This window comes from Chryseobacterium sp. SN22, from assembly GCF_008329705.1.
In the GTDB taxonomy this organism is placed as follows: domain Bacteria; phylum Bacteroidota; class Bacteroidia; order Flavobacteriales; family Weeksellaceae; genus Chryseobacterium.
Genome location: NZ_VTSX01000003.1, coordinates 104,315 through 125,373, shown reverse-complemented (window position 1 = coordinate 125,373; position 21,059 = coordinate 104,315). Strand labels below are relative to the sequence as shown.

The 21,059-nt window shown below is 41.2% G+C and carries 19 protein-coding genes; 9 read left to right on the top strand and 10 right to left on the bottom strand.

Annotation, left to right across the window (positions count from 1 at the left end):
* Positions 1-11: 11 nt before the first annotated feature.
* Both FY557_RS02735 and FY557_RS02730 read left to right on the top strand, forming a co-directional pair.
* On the top strand, positions 12-1,538 hold the full coding sequence (locus tag FY557_RS02735; RefSeq protein WP_149245757.1) for an FAD-dependent oxidoreductase: 1,527 nt from the start codon (positions 12-14) through the stop codon (positions 1,536-1,538).
* Positions 1,539-1,554: 16 nt separating this feature from the next.
* Positions 1,555-2,211: a DUF6766 family protein gene (locus FY557_RS02730; RefSeq protein ID WP_149245756.1), complete on the top strand. Its 657-nt coding sequence runs from the start codon at positions 1,555-1,557 to the stop codon at positions 2,209-2,211.
* Positions 2,212-2,743: 532 nt separating this feature from the next.
* Here the strand turns inward: FY557_RS02730 and FY557_RS02725 are convergent.
* The 4 genes from FY557_RS02725 to FY557_RS02710 all read right to left on the bottom strand — a co-directional run bounded on the left by FY557_RS02725 (position 2,744) and on the right by FY557_RS02710 (position 6,104).
* Positions 2,744-3,253 carry a pyridoxamine 5'-phosphate oxidase family protein gene (locus FY557_RS02725; protein WP_149245755.1) on the bottom strand — a complete coding sequence of 170 codons (510 nt, stop codon included), beginning with the start codon at positions 3,251-3,253 and terminating at the stop codon, positions 2,744-2,746.
* A gap of 242 nt (positions 3,254-3,495) precedes the next feature.
* Positions 3,496-3,900 (bottom strand): MauE/DoxX family redox-associated membrane protein, encoded by a 405-nt coding sequence (locus FY557_RS02720; protein WP_149245754.1) that lies wholly within the window; start codon positions 3,898-3,900, stop codon positions 3,496-3,498.
* 170 nt (positions 3,901-4,070) lie between these two features.
* Positions 4,071-4,928 (bottom strand): NAD(P)-dependent oxidoreductase, encoded by an 858-nt coding sequence (locus tag FY557_RS02715; RefSeq protein WP_149245753.1) that lies wholly within the window; start codon positions 4,926-4,928, stop codon positions 4,071-4,073.
* A gap of 192 nt (positions 4,929-5,120) precedes the next feature.
* Entirely contained in the window at positions 5,121-6,104 is a 984-nt protein-coding gene (locus tag FY557_RS02710; protein ID WP_149245752.1) for an aldo/keto reductase, read from the bottom strand.
* Between the two features lie 291 nt (positions 6,105-6,395).
* Here FY557_RS02710 and FY557_RS02705 point away from each other — a divergent pair, with 291 nt between their 5' ends.
* Both FY557_RS02705 and FY557_RS02700 read left to right on the top strand, forming a co-directional pair.
* On the top strand, positions 6,396-7,031 hold the full coding sequence (locus FY557_RS02705; protein WP_228451681.1) for a chloramphenicol acetyltransferase: 636 nt from the start codon (positions 6,396-6,398) through the stop codon (positions 7,029-7,031).
* A 593-nt stretch (positions 7,032-7,624) separates the two neighbouring features.
* On the top strand, positions 7,625-7,966 hold the full coding sequence (locus FY557_RS02700; protein ID WP_149245751.1) for a helix-turn-helix transcriptional regulator: 342 nt from the start codon (positions 7,625-7,627) through the stop codon (positions 7,964-7,966).
* Between the two features lie 99 nt (positions 7,967-8,065).
* On the opposite strand, the gene FY557_RS02695 is transcribed toward FY557_RS02700, so the two are convergent.
* On the bottom strand, positions 8,066-8,710 hold the full coding sequence (locus FY557_RS02695; protein WP_228451680.1) for an MBL fold metallo-hydrolase: 645 nt from the start codon (positions 8,708-8,710) through the stop codon (positions 8,066-8,068).
* Positions 8,711-8,850: 140 nt separating this feature from the next.
* Between FY557_RS02695 and FY557_RS02690 the strand changes: the two genes are divergently transcribed.
* The 4 genes from FY557_RS02690 (at position 8,851) to FY557_RS02675 (ending at position 12,084) form a co-directional block, all read left to right on the top strand.
* Positions 8,851-10,047 (top strand): MFS transporter, encoded by a 1,197-nt coding sequence (locus FY557_RS02690; RefSeq protein WP_228451679.1) that lies wholly within the window; start codon positions 8,851-8,853, stop codon positions 10,045-10,047.
* A gap of 33 nt (positions 10,048-10,080) precedes the next feature.
* Positions 10,081-10,779 carry a DsbA family protein gene (locus FY557_RS02685; protein WP_149245750.1) on the top strand — a complete coding sequence of 233 codons (699 nt, stop codon included), beginning with the start codon at positions 10,081-10,083 and terminating at the stop codon, positions 10,777-10,779.
* Between the two features lie 193 nt (positions 10,780-10,972).
* Positions 10,973-11,554: a 5'-methylthioadenosine/S-adenosylhomocysteine nucleosidase gene (locus FY557_RS02680; RefSeq protein ID WP_149245749.1), complete on the top strand. Its 582-nt coding sequence runs from the start codon at positions 10,973-10,975 to the stop codon at positions 11,552-11,554.
* Between the two features lie 8 nt (positions 11,555-11,562).
* Positions 11,563-12,084 carry a GNAT family N-acetyltransferase gene (locus tag FY557_RS02675; protein WP_149245748.1) on the top strand — a complete coding sequence of 174 codons (522 nt, stop codon included), beginning with the start codon at positions 11,563-11,565 and terminating at the stop codon, positions 12,082-12,084.
* 170 nt (positions 12,085-12,254) lie between these two features.
* Here the strand turns inward: FY557_RS02675 and pdeM are convergent, their stop codons facing one another.
* The 4 genes from pdeM to FY557_RS02655 form a co-directional block, all read right to left on the bottom strand.
* Positions 12,255-12,899, bottom strand: a complete 645-nt coding sequence (pdeM, locus tag FY557_RS02670; RefSeq protein WP_149245747.1) for a ligase-associated DNA damage response endonuclease PdeM — start codon at positions 12,897-12,899, stop codon at positions 12,255-12,257.
* A 189-nt stretch (positions 12,900-13,088) separates the two neighbouring features.
* Entirely contained in the window at positions 13,089-15,536 is a 2,448-nt protein-coding gene (locus FY557_RS02665) for a ligase-associated DNA damage response DEXH box helicase (RefSeq protein ID WP_149245746.1), read from the bottom strand.
* A 232-nt stretch (positions 15,537-15,768) separates the two neighbouring features.
* Positions 15,769-17,349: an ATP-dependent DNA ligase gene (locus tag FY557_RS02660; RefSeq protein WP_149245745.1), complete on the bottom strand. Its 1,581-nt coding sequence runs from the start codon at positions 17,347-17,349 to the stop codon at positions 15,769-15,771.
* Positions 17,346-18,371: a ligase-associated DNA damage response exonuclease gene (locus tag FY557_RS02655; RefSeq protein WP_149245744.1), complete on the bottom strand. Its 1,026-nt coding sequence runs from the start codon at positions 18,369-18,371 to the stop codon at positions 17,346-17,348. The genes FY557_RS02660 and FY557_RS02655 overlap by 4 nt, the downstream gene beginning before the upstream one ends.
* A 1,359-nt stretch (positions 18,372-19,730) precedes the next feature.
* On the opposite strand from FY557_RS02655, the gene FY557_RS02650 reads away from it, so the two are divergent.
* Positions 19,731-20,438, top strand: coding sequence for a YetF domain-containing protein (locus tag FY557_RS02650; RefSeq protein ID WP_149245743.1), 708 nt, complete (start codon positions 19,731-19,733; stop codon positions 20,436-20,438).
* Positions 20,439-20,578: 140 nt separating this feature from the next.
* Here the strand turns inward: FY557_RS02650 and FY557_RS20280 are convergent, their stop codons facing one another.
* A complete protein-coding gene (locus FY557_RS20280; protein ID WP_228451678.1) occupies positions 20,579-20,740 on the bottom strand; it encodes a hypothetical protein in 162 nt (53 codons plus the stop codon).
* Between the last annotated feature and the right edge of the window lie 319 nt (positions 20,741-21,059).

Here is a 21,059-nt window from a genome sequence, read left to right as displayed (position 1 = left end):
AAAATAACGCTATGTACAGAGACGGAGCGAGAAAAAGTATATGGCAGGAAGAAATAAAGAAATTTTCTTCGGAAGCCGACTTTCACCAGCTGTTCGACGCAGCTATTGTAGGAGGAGGAATCACTGGTGTTTCCACTGCCCTAAAATTACAGCAGTCCGGTAAGAAATGTATTCTTCTGGAAGCAGCCAATATCGGTTTCGGAACAACCGGTGGCACTACAGCCCATCTAAATGATTTTTTTGATACTACTTTTACCGAAGCCATCAATGATTTTGGTAAAGATAATGCCAGAATATTCGCCGAAGTGGGACAGGAGGCTATCGGAATTATAGAAACCAATATCAGGAATTATAATATCGACTGCGATTTTGAGAGAAAGACCGCTTATCTCTTTGCCTTAGATGAAAAACAGGAAAAGCAATTGCAGGATATCGTTGACGGTGCCTCAGAAGTCGGACACGAAATGAGATATGTTAATGAGATTCCTTTCCCGATTCCTTTTAAAAAAGCTGTTTCCATTCCGGATCAGGCCCAGTTTCATCCGATAAAATATATCAAAGCTTTATGCGAGGCATTCATCAATGCTGGTGGAATTATTTTGGAAGACTGCCAGTGTGAAAATGATGATGAGCAGGATGATGTCGTCATTTTAAAAACCTCAAAAGGAGAAATCAAAGCAGCAAATGTTGTCTATGCTACGCACATTCCTCCGGGCCTGAGCATTCTGCATACAACCAATGCACCATACAGAAGTTATGCTATGGCTTTCAGCCTGAAAGATGAAAATTATCCGAAAGATCTGGGTTATGATCTTATTGACCCGTATCATTATTACAGAGTACAGGAAGTAAATGGGGAAACCCTGCTGATTGCCGGAGGGGAAGACCATAAAACGGGACATGAAGAAGATACCGGCGAATGTTTCTCAAAACTGGAAAACTATGTGCGAAAATACTTTGATGTAGAAACGGCTTATTACAGCTGGTCCAGTCAGTATTACGAACCTACCGACGGGTTTCCGTACATCGGAAAGCTTCCCGCAAGCAAAGGAAGGGTGTATACGGCTACCGGTTTCAGAGGAAACGGAATGATCTTCGGAACTATTTCATCACAGATCCTTTCCGATTTAATTATAAACGGCAGCAGCAAATATGAGAATATATTTAACCCTTCAAGAATAAAACCAATTGCCGGATTTACAAGTTTCGTGGAAGAAAATGCAGTCGTAGCTTACGATTTTATTAAAGATAAACTTTTCAGGGAGAAAATCACGTCTTTAAACGAAGTAAGTGAGGGAGAAGCTAAAGTGATAAAATACGAAGGTGATTCATACGCTTTATACAAAGAAACCAACGGAAAAATACATTTGGTAAAAAGCACCTGCCCCCATGCTAAGTGTGAGGTCCGGTGGAACAGTGCCGAGCTGAGCTGGGATTGTCCTTGCCACGGTTCAAGATTCAATATCAACGGAAAAATCCTTACCGGACCCAGCGTTACTGCTTTGCAGAGAATAGATCCGGATGATGCCGAATCCTAAAATACCCGGAATACAAATGACAAAACAAAGTTTCTTATACCGCAACAGCCTGAGTATAGTCCTGATCGTTTTTATGATCATCTTTCTGGCAGGCCAGTTCTTTACCGGTTGGAAAACCGAAAACAAGGAGCTGGCTGAAAACGGAAGTACGATGCTTAGCCTGGGCCAATATATCCATAGCGGGCACTTTATCCAGGCCACCTTTGAAAACTGGGAAAGTGAATTCCTCCAGATGATGATTTATGTGGTGCTTACTGTTTCTTTACGGCAGAAAGGTTCCAGCGAATCCAAATCTCTGGATAAAAAAGAAGATGTGGATAAGGAACCCGAACCGCATCCTAATGCCCCGTGGCCTGTACGGAAAGGAGGAATCTGGTTAAAATTGTATAAACATTCACTTTCTTTAGCGTTTGGTATCTTGTTTGCAATAAGTTTTTCGCTGCACTTTTACGGAAGCCTGAAAGACTATAATGAAGAACAGATTTCTAAAAAACAGCAGGTGATAACAGCTTCGGAATATATTACGGAGTCCAGGTTCTGGTTTGAATCCTTCCAGAACTGGCAAAGTGAATTTCTCGCCGTCGCATCGTTGGTAATCCTATCGATTTGGCTGCGTGAAAAAGGTTCCCCGGAATCAAAGCCCGTGGATATGCCGCATACTGAAACACCTTAGTTCCCTCGTTATTAAAAACACTAAGAAAAAACCATGCAGTTTTGTATGGTTTTCTTTTTGCCGTAGGCTTTATATGTTTATATATTTCAGATCAAGCTACAGTAGCGTAAGCAAAATGTCCGGCAGTATAAAATTTTTAATGCTGTCGCCGTCAGAACTCGTTTGGATATAAACCTCAAATTTTCCAACTAACAGCATTCCATTCAGTGAATGGCAGTTGTAGATATATGTATAACATATTTAAACGATCCTATTATTTACTGAGCGTCCGAAGTACCTTCGCGAACAAAGAATCCGAAATTTTGTATTAAAAGCCGTTGTAAGCATAGCGTTATATTAAATAAACTTTGACAGTCGCCTGATCGATATCAAACTCGAAACTGATTTATAATAAATCCCACATGTTTCAAAATTTCTGTGGGCTTAATGTAAATTTCTTAGTGAAAAGGTATTGATTATCAAAAGAAATAAGACCGCGAAAATTTCGCGGCCTTACACTATTTAATAGTTAAAGTATTTGCGTGACAGTAATTTATATTTTGGCGTTTCCTTCAACCCCGTCGGAATTATCGGTTGTTTTCCCGGTAACTGCATTGGCTACAAAATTAAGGATGCTCACCAGCTTACCGGCCTTGGTATCCCAGTAATAGGAATCTTTCGGTTCTACCCGGATAATTGAAACATTCGGATCATCTTTTCCGTCTTCAAACCATGCTTTGGCCATCGGTGACCATTTGTCTTCAATGGTAGAACGGTCCTTATAAATTGTAGCATCCCCGAAAACAGAAAGATATTGGTAATCGCCGTTATTCATAAAAAACAGCTGTACTCTTTTATCGTCTTTTATTTCAAAGTTTTTATTGCTGGTATCACCGCTGATAAACCATAAATTTCCTTCATCATCAGTTTCCTGTAAAGTCATGGGGCGGGAATTAATCGGAAGGGTTCCCAGTTCCGTACAGAACATACAGATTTTTGCATTTTCCGAAAGTTCTTTAATTTTTTTAATTGCTTCTGTGTTCGTAAGATTTTCTGTTGACATAATAAATATATTTTAAGTGATTGGTTTAATTAGACCGGAATTTAATTACAATTACCATTCAAAAATCCGACCATAATTGAAATATTATATCGGAAAGATCAATATTGTAAGAATGGATGGCTAATTATGCTTCGCAGGTGTATAGTGAGTTTAAATAAATTTATTTTACATATATATAAGGGGGGCAAAATTCAGCCAGGGTTTAATGGTAACAGATAAAAAATTGACGGGCGCAGTGATTATTATTCGCCATTCATCCTATTTCCATTCACTTTACTGCTAAACCTTTCATGAAACAAGAACAGACCGAAAAGATAAACACCATGTAACAATTGCGCTTCAACAGCCGCCCAGTTTTCGATAGAGCAGCTCCCTGCGATCAGAATGCTCATCAGGGCCAATGCGGAATACAAAGTGTATTTTGTTTTAAAATTGATCAGCAGTAAAAGGCCGATAACCGTTTCTGCCACAGGCAGAACATAGCTGAAAGGAACGATCAGCGTTTCCGGAATAACCGATTTCTCCATTGTTTTTACCATCCATTCGCTGAAAGCTGAAAGTTTCGGCAGCCGGACCAATCCGTGCCCCAAAAGAGAAACGGCTGCCGGCAGCCTCACAAAAAAGAAAGCTGTTTTAAAATCTTTCATAACCGACTGTTTAATTAAAATTCTATCATCAGAATCATTAAGGTGTTTATAAAATGAAGCTGAGCTTTGCTTTAAGCATACTGCTAGGTAAATCTTTGATTTTACCTTTATCCAAGCTAAAATCCTTCATACCCTTTAACGGTTTAAACTGCATTCACACTGGGTTCCTTTTACTTTTTACCTGGCTCTTTAAGATACTGAATAATCCCGATCACATCATCCTTTCCAAAGCCTGCGTCATGTGCTCCCTGATAGGTTTTGATCAGTGTTTCGGATAATGGGAATCCGGCGCCTGCATTTTTTGCAAGGATAATATCTTTCAGCATCAGATCCAGCGCAAAGGCAGGATCATAGTTTTTATTGATTAAGAGAGGGGTTTTTACTTTCGTGGCCCCGCTTCCACTGGCACTTTCATTGATGATGTCCAGCATATCCATGCGGTTGATCCCCAGCTTATCCGAAAACAGAATCGTTTCTGCCAGCCCTTGGTACAGGCAGGAAAGAAAGTAATTGACCGAAAGTTTTGCGGCAATTCCTTTACCGTTTTCACCCAGATGTCGGATCTCTTTTCCCAATTTTCCAAGATAGGGAAGGGCCCGGCTGATGTCACGCTTGTTACCCCCAGCCATAATAATCAGGGTTCCTTCTGCAGCCGGTTTTGTACTGCCGGCTACCGGTGCATCGATGAAAGAGGCTTCCTTGATGATTACGGCTGCCGAAATCTTGCTGCTGGCTTCAGGAGAAACAGTGCTCATATCCACAAACAGTTTTCCTGAAACGTTCTGGCTTAAAATTTCTTCAAAAACTTCCCGTAAAGCTTCATCGTTAGTTAGCATCGTAAATATTACGTCGCTGTTTTGTACCAGATCTGCCACAGAACTGCAGACAATGGAATTTTCCCTGAAGTCTTCTGCTTTTTCCGGTGTTCTGTTATATACTGCAAGCCGGAATCCTGCTTTCTCAAGATTTTTTGCCATCGGACGGCCCATATTTCCAAGGCCGATAAAGCCCAATCTCTCTTTGCTCATTTTTTTCTCAGATTTGATTATTTAAAATTGATATTGATAAATAGGATAAATATCAATAGTGAATTCCTGATATACAACTTACAGGCAATTTAGATTATCAATCGATTATTAATTCAGATTAAATATCCAAAGGTGAATCTTCAAATAAATTTTTCCAAATATTGATAAGTAAAACGCAACTGACTATTCACCCTAAAACCCTTCAGCAAGCTCGCTGATTGTGTCGATCTCCTCTTTGCTCAGATTAATTTCAGCTGATCTGGCATTCTGTACCGCCTGTTCTGCATTTCTGGCTCCTGCTAAAGCAACGGTAATTCCCGATCTTTCAATGGTCCATCGAAGAACGAGCTGGCCCAGACTTACATGATGCTGATCGGCAATGGGTCTTATTTTATCCAGCAATGCATTGGTTTTCTCAATAAAATCCGGCTGAAAATGCTTATGGCTGGCGCGGTGGTCACCTTCCTGAAACTGGTAGCCCGGTGTAATTTTACCCGTCAGCAGACCTCTTTCAAGCGGACTGTAGGCCAGAATTGATTTATTATTTTCAATGCAGTAAGGAACCGTTTCCTCTTCAATGCCCCGATTGACCATACTGAAAGGAATCTGGTTGGAAACGAGCTTCAGTGTTTTCTCAGCTTCTTGCATCTGTTGGGCGCTGTAATTGCAGACCCCTGCAAAACGCACTTTCCCCTGTTCGATAAGCCTGGAAACCGCTTCGAAAGTTTCATCAATCGGGGTGGTAGAATCCGGCCAATGGATCTGGTAAAGGTCGATATAATCCGTTCCCAGTCTTTTGAGGCTCTGTTCGCACTCATAGATAATGCTGTCTCTCCCGGCATATTTATAGACATCGATGTCTTGTCCGTCATTGTTTTTACTGTGCATGGCAAAATCCCCTTGGGTAAGATCCCAACGCATTCCGAACTTGGTCAGGATCTGAACCTGGTCCCGGGAAATTCCTTTGATGGCATCGCCTACAATCTCTTCGCTGGTTCCCTGTCCGTAGATGGGAGCCGTATCGATGGAAGTAACGCCTGCATCGTAAGAAGCTTTAATGGCTTCCACAGCATCGTTTCTGTCTGTACTTCCCCACATCCATCCTCCTGCAGCCCATGCGCCGAAAGTAATGGCAGAAACCTCAAGATCACTTGTTCCTATTTTTCTGTATAGCATATTTTATAATTTTAATGGTATTGATTACTTATTTATTTAAACCTTGTAGTTGTATTTTCCACAGATGGCACTGATTTCACAGATTATTATTTACACTTTATCCGCTTGAATCCTTACACAATTTTCATTTCCGTAAAAACACTCTTTTCACATCAAAAAAGCCACCAAATTACCTTTTAAGAATTAAAAATTCACTGAAATTTACAGAACAATAATTTTTTACACAGGATCAGATAAGATTTATCAGCTATAAATTTTTTTTAATAATAAAACTTACCGAAATTTGCACCGATGGAAACAATGAAGGTAATTGATATCGAAAGCTGGAACAGAAAAGAACATTTTGAATTTTTCTCAAAAATGGCAAGTCCGTATTTCGGTTTTACAACGGAGGTCGACTGTACCAGAGCGTATGAAGGCGCCAAGGAAAACGGGCATTCTTTCTTCGCTGTTTATCTTTATAAATCCATGGTGGCGGTAAATACTGTTGATGAGCTTAAACTGAGGATCGTCGGGGATCGGGTAATTCTGTATGATGAAGTGCATGTCGGCAGCACGATCGGCAGGCCGGACGGTACTTTCGGGTTTTCATTTTTCCGTTATTCCGAAGATTATGAAGTCTTCAATGCAGGTTTGCAGGATCAGATCAGAACGGTACATCATTCTACCGGCCTCGGCATCCGCAATGAAGCTTTACCGGTAAACCATATCCGGCATACTACCATTCCGTGGAATTCTTTCAGTGCTTTGCTCCACCCGACTAATTTCGATCCGAAAGAATCCATCCCGAAAATTACTTTCGGAAAATTCAGCATCCGGGACGGCAGGAAGTTTTTGCCGGTTTCGGTAGAAGCGCATCACGGACTGGCAGACGGTCTTCATCTTGCAAAATATATTGAGGAATTCCAGCGTTTACTGAATATATAATTGTTGATAATCAGCATCTGCAAAATAAAATTGCAGGTCAGTCAACCGGAATGTAGTGCGGTCAAATAGTCTTGTCTATTACTGCTAACTTTCTCTTACAGCCTTTTCGCAGGGGCTTCCGGATTAAATACACTGCCTTTCATATACCATGAAAATCCTGCGGCCCACAAATATAGAGCCGTGATTTTTAGGAGTATATTACGAAATGTAAGATTTTTTAAAACTCATTGATTATAATCATAAAAAACAGACTATAAAATCATCTAGTTTTGTAAATAAGTAAGACCTGATAAAGAAGGTATATAAGGAATTAAAAAGATTCGCGTGGTACCTATGTGGTATTTTAATTATGTAAATTTTTAATCATTTTTTATTTCTTTGTCTTTGCCTAAAAATAAATTACAGATTCTGTAAGATATTTTTAATCTTAAACTAAAAACTAAGAAAAAAAATACTTGTCTGTATGTTTTAAGATAATAGATACTTAAACCAAAATATACTCAGAAAGGAAGAATCCGGACAGAGTGGAAAGAAGAGCGATTAATACTGAAACTTATCAAATAAGTGACAGCCATAGTAGAGATGAGAAAAATATGAGAAACGAAAAGACTGAATTTAATTTAGAAGATATTAACCAAAAGATTTTTGTGCAGGAAGAAATTTTAACATTAGCAAAAGAGAACTCACCACGTCTGCTGAATAAATTCAGGCTGGTAGATCCCGATTTTTTCAATAAATTATCAGCAATTCAGCCTAATCTGAAGAATTCTGAACTGATATTTTGTATTTATCTGAAGCTTAATTTAACGACCAAGGAAATTGCAACCTATACATTTGTAACCCCAAAGGCGATTCAGAACCGGAAAAACAGACTTCGGAAAAAACTGAGCATTGCTTCAGATCTAGATATTTATAAATGGTTTAATGAACTTTAAACCATTTTTTTTATTTAAATTCCACAACCGCTTTTTCCAGGTCATGGTACAGCAGTATTTTCCATTGGTTTTCAGCTGCCATCCAGGCCCAGCCTATCCTCAGTTCCATCGCTTTCTGCCGTCGAAATCACTTTTGTAGGACAGATGATATTTCAGATACGATTCCTGCGGAAGATCATCAGCTCCGTAAAATACGGTATCCCGGCCATCGCGGATCCAAAAAACCTGCATAAACGGCGTGTGGCCGCCTACAACTTCAAAAAAGATTTCTTCCGTGATGTTGTCTTTATCTTCATCCAGCCAGACGATATTTTCAAGCTGTACCAGTTTTTGTAGGGTATCAAAATCAAAAGAGGGGCTCCCTTTGTTTTCCATGGCAAATTCCAGTTCCCTTTTTTGCAGATAGATTTGCGCATTCGGAAAAGCGGCTTCGAAACCTTCTTTAGTGCGGGTAATTGTTGTTTCTATATGATCTTTGTGCAGGTGAGAGAGCAGTATTTTTGTTACCTTTTCCCGGTGAATATTTTCTCTTTCAAGAATTTCAGAAATTACCGTACTGCCTTCTTCATTTTTCCAGCCGATGCCGGCATCAAGGAGAATAATATCCTTCTCAGTAACAACCAGAAACGGCGTGACGGACATTTTTATTCCTTTCAGAAGATCTCTGTTTTCATTGGTAAGAAGCGTAAAATCTTTCGTTTTAATCGTAGAAAAATTGCCTCCTTTTAACGGGATAATTTTCATATGGCAAAGTTCATTATTATTTCCAAACTGTAAAAATTTTTACATCAATTCCCTTTATCGGTGAAACCGGCAGAATCAGGCCTGATTTTGATCTTAAATAAGTATTTTTGCAATACGGTTTTTTGACAAATATTTATTAAATGAAACGTATGCAGTTGAATTCTACCGGTGGTATTTCGCGTACGGTCATCTGGCTGATGGCTGTTATCTCCGGCCTTGTCGTGGCAAACATTTATTATAACCAGCCATTGCTGGGTCTTATTGCCGGAGAACTGAAGGTTCCCGAAAGCGCAGTGAGTAAAATTTCGGTTCTTACCCAGCTCGGGTATGCCGCCGGCTTACTGCTTATTGTTCCTTTGGGCGATAAACTGTTCAGGAAAAAACTGATTCTGACAGATCTGCTTTTGGTTTTCGGTTCTCTGCTCTTGATGGCTTTCGGCACTGAATTATGGATGCTGTACACTGCCAGTTTACTGATCGGCGTCACGTCCGTGATTCCGCAGCTTTTTATTCCTATCGCAGCTGAGCTTTCTTCTGATAGAGAAAAATCCTCCAATATCGGAACGGTCATGTCCGGATTGCTGCTGGGCATTCTCCTGTCGAGATTTATCGGCGGTATTATAGGGGAATTATGGGGCTGGAGGGCCATGTTCGGAATTGCAGCCGGGCTGATGACTGTTGTATGGTTTGCGGTATATAAAATGCTTCCTGAGCTGCAGCCTAATTTTAAAGGTACTTATGGAGCACTGATGAAATCCGTTTTTAATCTGGCCAAAACACAGCCGGTATTGCGGCTTGCTTCTTTCCGGGGTGCCATGGCTTTCGGGTCGATGTGTGCGTTATTTACAACGCTTGTCTTTCACATGGAAAATCCTCCGTTTAATGCCGGTTCGTCGGTAGTCGGAAGTTTCGGGCTGGCCGGGGCTGTCGGTGCACTGTCGGCTGCAAAAGTGGGGAAACTTCAGCAGTATCTCGATCTTAACAGGATTATTTTCTATGCGCTGCTGGTGGTTTTGGGAAGCTGGCTTTTCTCTTATTTTGCAGGGGAAACCTACTGGGGACTGATTGTTGGGGTTATTTTGGTGGATTTGGGCGTACAGTCCAGTCATATCATGAACCAGACCAATTATTTCATGATCAGGTCCAACGCCGTGAACCGTCTGAATACCGTGTATATGGTTTCCTACTTTATAGGCGGATCTTTGGGAACCTGGGCGGCATCTGTTGCGTGGCAGCATGCAGAATGGAGCGGTGTCTGCCTGGTCGGAGCATTCATGGCTTTATGTGCCCTGGCTGCACACCTGGCATTCAGCAGGAGAATACAACTGAATAAATAATGCTTGTTTCACATAAATTTAAATAAAATACTAATGAAAATAGAAATCTGGTCGGACGTGATGTGTCCGTTTTGCTATATCGGAAAAAATAATTTTGAAGCAGCCCTTGCGACGCTTCCCTTTAAAGATGAAGTGGAGGTAGAATGGAAAAGTTTTCAGCTGGATCCGTTTTTAGATCCGAAAGAAACCAGAAACACCTTCGATTATTTAAGGGAGAAGAAAGGCCTTCCCGAGATCCAGGCCCAGCAGATGCTCAGCCAGGTCAAACAGATGGGTGCCGGTGCCGGAATTGATTTTGATTTTGAAAAAGCGTTGATCACCAATACGTTTTCGGCGCATAAGACCCTGCATCTGGCTAAAAAATACAGCAGATCCAACGAAATGGAAGAAGCCCTTTTCATTGCACATTTCATCGACGGAAAAAACGTAGGGGATCATGAGACTTTAACTGCTTTAGCGGCTTCTCTCGGAATCGATCAGGAAGAAACCCGGCAGGTATTGAGTTCCAATACTTATGATGCCGAAATCGCCGATGACATCGAGGAAGCAAGAGTTAATGGCGTTTCAGGCGTTCCTTTCTTTATCCTCAACGGTAAATATGCCGTATCAGGAGCCCAGCCTGCCGAACTGTTTGTTAATGCACTTCAGCAGACCTATGATGAAACGGTTGCTCCTTTAAAAATTCAGACAGGCAACAGTGCATCCTGCGATGCCGACGGTTGCAAAATTTAATAAATATTGTTAAAAAACCACAACGGAACAGCACCGATAAAGATTTTAAACACAAAAGAAACATCAGATTTAAATAAGCTTTTAAAAAATCGAAGATTTTTATGTCCCGTATATTTTAACTGGGTGAGGCACTCAAAGCCACGCTATCATCTGTGAAAATCTTTGGCAATCCGTGGTTAAAAAGTAAAATAAAATGATCAGAATAAACGAAGGACTGGAATTCCCTCTTGAAGATACACTTTTCGTCTTTGCGCTGGATTCGGAGGCGGGAAAGGTTTTCAATGACAAAAATAAACTGATAACCGGTATCGGTAAAGTGAATGCCGCTATGGAACTGACGAAAGAAATTTACCGCAGGCGGCCGAAGCTGATCGTTAACCTCGGATCGGCAGGAAGCCAGAGTTTTAATAAAGGCGATGTAGTTTGCTGTACGAAATTTATCCAGCGCGATATGGATGTGCGGGGACTTGGTTTCAGCCTGTACGAAACCCCGCTTTCCGGGATACCGCCGGTTCTGGAATATGGTCTTAAGCATCGCGGTCTTCCGGAAGGAATCTGCGGAAGCGGCGACAGCTTTGAAATGAACCATTCCGAAACGGTTTACCATATTGTCGATATGGAAACTTATCCGCTTGCCCTTATTGCCATGAAAGAAGAAATCCCGTTTCTGTGCCTGAAATACATTTCCGATGATGCAGGAAGCGAAGCGGCCGATGACTGGACGGTACAGGTGCATCTGGCATCGGAAGCCTTTAAAACCATTTTATTTCCATAATTTTTAAAATGACATCTATCCATATTAAACAGGCTTTGCCAAATGATCTTACCATTTTACAGAATCTTGGAAGGGAGACCTTTTACGAAACCTTTGCACCCTATAATTCCGAAGAACAGATCCAGCAGTATCTCACCGAAAGTTTTGCAGCAGAAAAACTGACCAGGGAGTTAAACCATCCCGATTCCCTGTTTTTTATAGTTTGGGAACAAGAAGATCCGATAGGCTATTTAAAAGTGAATTCCGGAAAAGCACAGACCGAACTGCAGGATGAAACTTCACTGGAAATCGAAAGAATTTACGTTAAAAGTTCGCACCACGGTCGGAAAGTCGGTCAGCTTCTTTATGACAAAGCACTGGAAACTGCTGTTGAATTAAGGAAGAAATATCTATGGCTCGGCGTTTGGAAGGAAAACCACCGGGCCGTCCGCTTTTATAAGAAAAACGGATTTAAGGAATTCGACAAACATGTTTTCAGATTGGGTAATGAAAAGCAGACCGATCTGATGATGAAGAAAATGTTGGATTAAATGAATTCTGAAGTTAATAGCCTGGATGTCGGAAGTTTATTTTTTTATATATCACATATAATAACAAATGATCTCTCACTGAATAACTAATCCCTCCGGAAAGTAATCGTGATAAGATAAACTTCCAGCATCCGGCTTTTCTCCTTCAGCCCGTTCATCCGATTTGTACTTTAAATTTCATAAATCTCAGCATCGGTAAAAACATAGAATCTTCCTTTTTTAGGTAGATTTTTTGTATCCAGCCCGGTAAACTCACTGAAGGCCGGGAGCAGCAACTGGTTGTCGGTAACCACAAAACACGGCAGCTTTATTTTTTTTACGGAAGAATGGATGACAAACCCGGGATGAATGTGACCGGTGACCTGAAATTTTTCCTGCTTGTTCTCAAAATCATGGATGAAAAGAAAGTCTCCGTTCTCAAAGGATTTCGATTTATAATTCAGGCATAGTTTCGCTTCCAGCTTTTTCGAAAGGCGGTCATGATTGCCTTCGATAAGATAGAACTGCAGATCGGGATATTGATTTCGCCATTCGCAGAATTCATCTACATCCGAATTGTCTCCTGCATGCAGCAGATCGCCAACCACAATAAATTTTTCAGGCTGGAAATATTCAATCAGGATTGAAAGCCGTTCCAGGTCATTTTTCATCAGATGGCTGGTAAGGGCTATGCCGTTTTTCCGGAAGTGCGCTGCTTTACCGATGTGCAGATCGGAGAGGACCAGTGCTTTTTCTTTCTTCCAGAATAAAGCCCGCTGATTGGTTAAAGTAAATTGTTCGTTTTGAAGGGTTATATTTTTTGTTACGATTTTCATTTTTAAATTATTCGTATGCAAAGGTGATTGGTCAAAGGTAAATGGTCCATCTGCTTCACTTGTCAATTTTTTCACTCATGTTATTCATATATAAGACGACTTCAAACATTGGTGTTTGACGTAAATTATGAATATGCTACATTCCTTAGATTGACATGAGCAGCAAATTCACTACTCACCCATATACTATTATTTCATTTTTTTCGCCTGCTGGATCAGTTTCTGTATTCTTGAATCCAGGTCTTCGCTGGAAAGAGTCTGCCTTAAGCTGTCGACTTTTATCGGGAAACTCAAAGGTGTAAAAGTGTTGGCAAATTTCAGGATTATTTTTGACTTTTCAATACGTTTGAAGGCTTCCACTAAACGCTGTTCCTGAAGCTGGGCATTAAAAACCTCCGTATATGACTGCCGTACCAGGAAATGGTTGGGATCATAATCTTCCAGTACTTTAAAGATCAGTCCGGCCGAACTCTGAAGCGACTTATTAGAACGCTGCTGGCCCGGAAAATTCTGGACCACCATTCCCGAAATCACAGCAATATCCCTGAATTTCCGCCGGGCCATTTCTGCCGCATTGATGCTGGAAATAACATCATTCATCAGGTTATCCCTTGTCAGAATCCGGTCTAAATTGTCTTCATTCAGCGGAATTTCCTTATCACTGAAGAGTTCAAAGCCGTAATCGTTCATAGCCATCGAAAAGGAGATCGGCGCCAGCTTGGAGATCCGGTAAGCAATCAGGGCCGCCATTACTTCATGCACCAGCCTTCCTTCAAAAGGATACATAAAAAGATGATAGCCTTCGCGGTTCCTGATAAGTTCTACCAGAAATTCGTCTTCTTCCGGAATGTGGGAGCGTTCCTGCTGATTGACGAGTAGAGGATGAAGGAATTTCAGTTCCTTCTCGGAAGCTTTCGGATTTAATGCGCCGGATAATTTCTCCCTTAAAAACTGCCCGAGACTGGTACTTAACGGCAGCCTGCCGCCCAGATAACTCGGAGCAAAAGCTTTGCCTTTGGAAGCCCGTACAAAAACCGTCATATCTTTGATCATCGCCACCTCCAGCACGCGTCCAGCTAAAATAAATTTATCTTCTTTTTTTAACCTCGAAATAAAATATTCTTCCACCATCCCAATGTAACCGCCGGAAATGAATTTGACTTTCAGCATGGCATCGCTGACGATCACACCCATATTCATCCGGTGAAGCATCGCAATTTTTCTTGAAGTCACTTTGTAGAGGCCATTTTCATCGATAACAATCTTGTGGAATTCTTCATAACTTTTAAGAGCTTTTCCGCCAATGGTCAGGAAATCCAGCATGCCTTTCCATTCATCATCGTTCATTTCGCGGAAAGCATACGTTTCCTTTATTTTAGGGTAGAGTTCGTCCGGAAGGAATCCGTCTCCAACCGCCAGGGTCATCAGAAACTGTACGAGGACGTCAAAACAAAGCACCTGTGGATCGCGGGGCTCGATGATATTATTTTTTACCGCTTCCTTTAGAGCGGAAACCTCGATCAGCTCCAGGGAATGGGTGGGTACGCAATAGATTTTTGATGTTTCAAAAGGGGAGTGCCCGCTTCGTCCCGCCCGTTGCAGGAACCGGGCTACTCCTTTGGCAGATCCGATCTGGATCACAGTATCTACCGGCTTGAAATCGATTCCCAGATCCAGCGATGAAGTGGAAACCACCGCTTTCAATTTTCCGCTGCTGAGGTTTTCTTCAATCCAGATTCTCAGATGCGCGTCGATCGAACTGTGGTGAATAGCGATCTGTCCGGCAAAATCAGGATGGGCATTCAGCAACAACTGGTACCACATTTCGCTCTGGCTTCTGGTATTTGTAAAAACAATCGTAGAATTGGAATTCAGAATAATCGGAACGACTTTATCGGCTAATTTATGCCCGAGATGTCCCGCCCAGGGAAGGATTTCGACCTCATCCGGAAAAACGGAAAGAATATCGATTTTCTTTTTTTCTTTGGCTGTTATTTTTGTCTTTTTGATGTCATAGGGAATCAACACCTCCATCGCTTCGTCGAGATTGCCGATGGTCGCCGTAATTCCCCAGATTTTCATTTTCGGGACATAAATCCTCAGCCGGGAAATCCCCAGCTCGATCATCACTCCCCGCTTTGATCCCAGCAATTCGTGCCACTCATCGATAACGATGGTCTGTAGATTCGTGAAAAACCGCTGATGATTTTTCTGTCCGAGCAACAGATGTAAACTTTCCGGCGTTGCCACCAGGATATCCGGCATATTCTTAACCTGCTGTTGCCGGACTTTAGGATCGGTATCGCCGTTTCGTACGCCCACCGCCCAGTCGAGGCCGATTTCATCGATGGCTTCCTGCATCGCTTTGGCAATGTCTTTGGAAAGTGAACGGAGCGGTGTAATCCAGATCATCTTCATTCCTTTCTTATACTTGTCGGGATGGTTCAGAAAATCGGAAATAAGGGCTAAAAAAACAGAGTAGGTTTTTCCGAAACCTGTCGGTGCAACCACCATTCCGCTATAGCCGTTCCCGAATTTCCACCACGTTTCCGTCTGAAACTTAAAAGGAGCAATGCCTTTATCGCCCATCCAGTTCTGGATGATTTGATAACCGCCGGTATTTTCAAATGCTGTCAAATCGTAAATCTGTTTGTTTTTAACGCAATGAGTATAAAGATCCAACTAAAGGATCTGAAGTTGAATCTATAGTATCAATTTTTTAACCAAAATATTTTAACCATTAAGATGATTAAGGGAAATCAAAGATTAAATTTAGCGGTATGCTTAAAGCGAAGCTTAACTTAATATTTCTAAACTGCTTCATAAAATTTTAAGGGTTTAGGAAAGTATTATTTGGCTGGCATTTAAGTTACTGTATCAATTTCTTTACCTCTTCCAATTCGTCAATTTCCTCAACCGTTTTGTCTTTCCTCCATCTTAAGATTCTCGGAAAACGCAGTGCTACACCGCTTTTGTGGCGGTTACTGAACCCGATGCCCTCAAAGGCGATTTCAAAAACCAATTCCGGCTTTACCGTTCTTACAGGCCCAAATTTTTCGATCGCATTTTTGTTGACAAACTTGCTTACCTCCATAATTTCTTTATCCGTCAGTCCGGAATAAGCTTTGGCAATCGTTACCAGCTTGTCCTCATTTTTTACGGCAAAGGTATAATCGGTGTAATAGGCGCTTCGCCTTCCGCTTCCTTTTTGGGCATAAATCAACACTGCATCAATCGTCAGAGGATTGATTTTCCACTTCCACCAGTCACCTTTTTTTCTGCCGGAATGGTAGAGCGAATTTTTCTGTTTCAGCATCAGCCCTTCACTGTTGATTTCCCTTGATGCTTCACGGATTTTATCCAGTTGATTCCAGTCATTAAATTCAATGACTTCAGAGATTTTAATGTTTTCGGGAGTTTCGTTTAACAACAGTTCTTCCAGCATGGCCCGTCTTCCTGAAATCGGTTTTTCCCTTAAATCATTACCTTCCAGTTCCAGCAGATCATAAGCGAAAACCTGTATCGGGATTTCGGAAAGCATCTTTTTGGTTAATGTTTTGCGGTTCAATCTTTTTTGTAATTCATTGAAATTTAGAACTTTATTGTCTTTTACGGCCAGAATTTCCCCGTCGATCACAAAATTACCGTTCATTTTTTCAACGGCTTCCTTCACTTCCGGAAACTGTTCAGTCACCAGTTCTTCCCCTCTGGACCAAATGAATACTTCATCATTCCTTTTGATGATCTGTCCGCGGATCCCGTCCCATTTGTATTCAATCAGCCATTCATCCGGAGTACCAAATTCTTCCAGACCTTTTTCCAACGGATAGGCTAAACAGAAAGGGTAAGGTTTTGAGTTGTCAGGATTCACATTTTCTGCGGCAATCAGCTCCTGAAATGAAACTTCATTGGGCAGCCATTTTCCCATAAGGCTGTGCATCAGCGCGCTTGACTCCTGTTCCGAAAATTTTGTCAGTGCGTTGATCAGTGTTTTGTCGGAGACCCCGATCCGGAAACTTCCGCCGAGCAGTTTGTTAAAAATTAACCGTTCCGTATAATCCAGCCCGTTCCAAGAAGTAAGAATGAATTCTTTTTTTTCGGCGTCTGTTTTATTCTTCAGATTTACAATATCGTCCATCCATTCGGAAAGGGAGCGTTCTATTTTTTCAGTAGGAGGCGGAAGAATCAGTGAGATGGTTTCACCCAGGTCTCCTACGGAAGAATAGCTTTCCTGAAACAGCCAGAAAGGAAGCTGCGTAATATCCAGCGCCCATTCTTTCATATAATTGCTGTTGACGTTCCGTTTCGGTCTCTTACCGGTAAACAGAGCAATAAACCACACTTTGTCATCGTCGGGTGCACGTTCCAGATAATCGATGATCGCATCGATTTTTGCATTGGTCTTATTGGTACTTTCCAGTGCATTGATCAGTTCAGCAAAATTCTTCATGGCTCCGGATTTTTAACGGTTTCTTTTTCAGCTTCCTCTTCATCATCATCGCCGTACAGGGTTTCCACTACATCGGAATGAATGCCGATCTCATTTAAATATTTAGAGAAAACCTCGGTCTGTCCATGGGTAACATGTACGATTTCCGCTTCCGTGGCCTTAATCGCCTGCAGCAACCCTTTCCAGTCGGCATGGTCGCTCATGGCAAAACCGGCATCGGCACTCCGCCAGCGTCTTGCTCCCCGCACCTGCATCCATCCGGAACAGATGGCAATGGCCGCATTGGGAATTTTTTTAATTACATTGGAATCCATTAAGGCAGGCGGGACAATAACGATTTCGTCCTGTACATGCTTTACACTTTCTCTGAAATCCGGAATTTCATACTCCGGCAGCTTAATGCCTACCGTTTCAAAAGCTTCATTCAGTTTGCCGATCGAGTAGTGGACATGGATTTTTCCCATTCCATCTACCGCTTTCATGATCCTCTGTGCTTTTCCCAAAGAATAACCGATGAATACGGAGGTCTTCTGATTTTCCTTATTCCGCAGCACCCAGTTTTGAAGCCTTTTGTTAAGATCATCCACTTCCAGCCAGTTGTAAATCGGCAGCCCGAAAGTACTTTCGGTTACAAATTCATTGCACCGTACCAGTTCAAAAGGTGTGCTTAAACCGTCATCCTGAACTTTATAGTCTCCGGAAACAACACTTACATAGCCTTTGTATTCAAGCCGGATCTGTGCAGAACCAATGATATGTCCCGCAGGATGAAATGAGACCCTGACGCCGTTCATATTGATGACCTCGCCGTATTCTACGCTCTGGCATTCAATATCTTCGCTGATTCTTTTGTATAAAATAGGTTTGGTAAAATGGTGGCAGAGATATTTTTTCATTCCCCAGCGTGCGTGGTCAGCATGCCCGTGGGTAATAACCGCCAGATCAACCGGCCGCCAGGGATCAATATAAAATTTTCCCTGCGGACAGTAAATGCCTTTGTTTGTGAATTTGATAAGCTTCAATGGTGTGCGTGATTTGGATTTAGTATTCAAAAATCCAACCAATCAAAATCCGAGAGCAAAGAATTCGGTATTTTATACTTTTTCAGCAGTAATTTCCCGTTATTTAACAGATACGGGGTTACAATTCCAACAGTAGTTCAATCAGCGTGCTGACCAAGCAGATGCTTTTAATCCCGAAATAATGCGGTAAAATAGGCATCAGCGGGATGGATAAAATCAGTTGCCGCAGGAAAATAAGGAGGCTTGCTTTTTTGCTGTCGTTTACAGCCGGATAACAGGAAAGGGCCAATACCGCGACCGGCAGGCAACGGCAGTATGGAAAAAAACATCCTGAAACTTACCTCAGACTTTTTACGTCGAAAGATCTGCTTTTCGATTCCATTGAGGAATTTCAGTTCTTTGTATTTGTATCCGGTCGCAAAGATTACATGACCTGATGGGGTAAAAGCGGCCAGGTCCTGAACATGGGTAAGGTATAAATGGCATGAGCAGTCATCATGTCCGATATTGTTCAGCTGTCAGCTTGGCCTTAGCTCGACATTCAAAAGGGGATATTTCCGACACTCATTCCGTATAGTGAATCGAAATATCATTGATGAGGTCAAAATGATTCCTTTGTAAAAGCAGAGGCTGTTTAGCCAGAATATTTTTCTTTGACGGGACGGCATCTGATAAAAATGGTCTACATACCCGGACGAAGTAAGTGCCCGCGTCAGTTTGGAATAAAACGGCCGGTACGGGCAAATCAGCTTAGTTTAAGTCCATCTTTCGTTTCAGGTAGAAGATCCTGGAAAATTTCTGCGGCATTCTGATCACCGAATTCAGAACTTCTTCTTTTTTATAAGATACCATGAGGCGTAGACCACGTTGGGATGGATTTGATCTTTCGAAAATCCGGATGCTGCGGCCGGGTGCCGGTTCCTAAAGCAATTTTTTCGGTGTACTATTTTTTAATGTCATTGTTTTTCAGGTCCGGTACTTCAACAGTATAGATTTTCCCTGTTTCATCAAAACGGATGTTTTCCACGCCTTTTGATTTTATAAAAATATTCTGGAAGTTCCTGGTTAACTATGATTGATATTGAAGGAAAGATGACGGATGCTGAAGTCTTTTTCTCTGAAGGCAGCATTTAAACCAACAGAATCACAGTGGTTATGCTTGAAAATCCAGCAGGAGACATTTAGTACAGAAAGCTTCCTGCCATCATCCATGAAATCTGCGCAATCGGAGAGGGAAATTCAATTCCCAGGCACAAATCTAATCCAAAAACCTTTCAAAATCATCCGGCAGATCTGCAGCAGACAATCATACCACAAGTCTTGGCGTATTTTTTGACGCTCGGAACTTAAACAACCGTTATGTTATCTGTATTGCTGTTAGAAATAAATTGGAAGGAATTGCTGATGGGCCAGGAAGAATGGCCTTTTATCCTGGAAATTGTTATCCGTACCGTTATTATGTTTGTTACCATTGTTATCGGGCTGCGGGTCCTTGGAAAAAGAGGCGTTAAGCAGCTTTCCATCTTTGAACTGGTGGTAATTATCGGTCTGGGATCTGCCGCCGGAGATCCGATGTTTTATAAAGAAGTTGGGGTTATTTCTTCGATTATTGTTTTTGCAGTTATCACTTTCTTATATACACTCATTACTTATTTAATTGCAAAAAATAAAAAATTTGAGCAGCTCATTGAAGGCAAATGCATCTGCCTGATTGACGGAGGGGAATTTTCAATTGAAGATTTTAAAAAAGAAAACCTGGGAAGCGATGAATTTTTTGCTGAACTGAGACTCAATGGAGTATCGCATTTGGGACAAGTTGAAAAGGCTATTGAAGAAAGCTCCGGGGAAATCAGCGTATTCTTTTACGAAGATGATAAAGTAAAATACGGACTTCCGACCATGCCGGGCTCCTTGGACCACCCTTTAAAAAATATTACGGATCACGGATATTATTCCTGTACTTTCTGCGGACATACAGAAGAAAAACAGCCGGGCAATGCAGGAACCTGCAAAAAATGCAGTAAAAAGAACTGGGTTCCGGCCAGCAATAAAAGAAGGGTTACCTAAATAAAAAAGGCTCCTGTGAATAGGAGCCTAAAAAAACACAAATGATGAAAAAAAATTATTTCGATATACAAATATAATAAAATATTATTATTTAAAATCCAGCTCTGATAGATATTTTTAAATGAGTTTATACATTTTTACTATCCTGCATTAAGCCTTTGAGAAGTTGTAAAAATCCCAAAAGCAAATAACGCTATAATGCCTATTGCCAATACTTTTACTCCCTCCTTTATTTTTGTAGAAGCTTTGTTTTCCGATGCTCTGTTCTTAAAAATATAAGACCATAATTTTCGCGTTTCCATATTATTTTTACATCAAATTTTAAACCATAACTCTAATTCTTCAGAATGAAATCTGTTCAGGTTTCAGATAATACTGCCTTTCTGATCCGGGTCATAAAAAACAAATAATTTAGACGGTATATTTGAAATAATAACATTACCATATTTCAAATTTTTAAATGTAGTTAAACCCTTTCCTGATGGTCAGGGTTTTTATTTTCAGATCTCTGAAATTAATTAATAATTCAACTTTACGAAAAGCTTATTATAAAGTTGAAAATGACCCTGCATAAAAATCCCCTCCTGAAACAGAAGGGGATAAACAGCTAAAATTAAGGAC

Excerpts from the sequence above, each read along its gene's own strand:
- FY557_RS02710 (WP_149245752.1), bottom strand. The coding sequence starts at position 6,104 with ATGCTATACAGAAAAATAGGAACAAGTGATCTTGAGGTTTCTGCCATT.
- FY557_RS02680 (WP_149245749.1), top strand. The coding sequence starts at position 10,973 with ATGATCAGAATAAACGAAGGACTGGAATTCCCTCTTGAAGATACACTT.
- FY557_RS02685 (WP_149245750.1), top strand. The coding sequence starts at position 10,081 with ATGAAAATAGAAATCTGGTCGGACGTGATGTGTCCGTTTTGCTATATC.
- pdeM (WP_149245747.1), bottom strand. The coding sequence starts at position 12,899 with ATGAAAATCGTAACAAAAAATATAACCCTTCAAAACGAACAATTTACT.
- FY557_RS02720 (WP_149245754.1), bottom strand. The coding sequence starts at position 3,900 with ATGAAAGATTTTAAAACAGCTTTCTTTTTTGTGAGGCTGCCGGCAGCC.
- FY557_RS02690 (WP_228451679.1), top strand. The coding sequence starts at position 8,851 with ATGAAACGTATGCAGTTGAATTCTACCGGTGGTATTTCGCGTACGGTC.
- FY557_RS02650 (WP_149245743.1), top strand. The coding sequence starts at position 19,731 with ATGTTATCTGTATTGCTGTTAGAAATAAATTGGAAGGAATTGCTGATG.
- FY557_RS02705 (WP_228451681.1), top strand. The coding sequence starts at position 6,396 with ATGGAAACAATGAAGGTAATTGATATCGAAAGCTGGAACAGAAAAGAA.
- FY557_RS20280 (WP_228451678.1), bottom strand. The coding sequence starts at position 20,740 with ATGGAAACGCGAAAATTATGGTCTTATATTTTTAAGAACAGAGCATCG.
- FY557_RS02725 (WP_149245755.1), bottom strand. The coding sequence starts at position 3,253 with ATGTCAACAGAAAATCTTACGAACACAGAAGCAATTAAAAAAATTAAA.
- FY557_RS02730 (WP_149245756.1), top strand. The coding sequence starts at position 1,555 with ATGACAAAACAAAGTTTCTTATACCGCAACAGCCTGAGTATAGTCCTG.
- FY557_RS02735 (WP_149245757.1), top strand. The coding sequence starts at position 12 with ATGTACAGAGACGGAGCGAGAAAAAGTATATGGCAGGAAGAAATAAAG.
- FY557_RS02700 (WP_149245751.1), top strand. The coding sequence starts at position 7,625 with ATGAGAAACGAAAAGACTGAATTTAATTTAGAAGATATTAACCAAAAG.
- FY557_RS02695 (WP_228451680.1), bottom strand. The coding sequence starts at position 8,710 with ATGAAAATTATCCCGTTAAAAGGAGGCAATTTTTCTACGATTAAAACG.
- FY557_RS02715 (WP_149245753.1), bottom strand. The coding sequence starts at position 4,928 with ATGAGCAAAGAGAGATTGGGCTTTATCGGCCTTGGAAATATGGGCCGT.
- FY557_RS02660 (WP_149245745.1), bottom strand. The coding sequence starts at position 17,349 with ATGAAGAATTTTGCTGAACTGATCAATGCACTGGAAAGTACCAATAAG.
- FY557_RS02675 (WP_149245748.1), top strand. The coding sequence starts at position 11,563 with ATGACATCTATCCATATTAAACAGGCTTTGCCAAATGATCTTACCATT.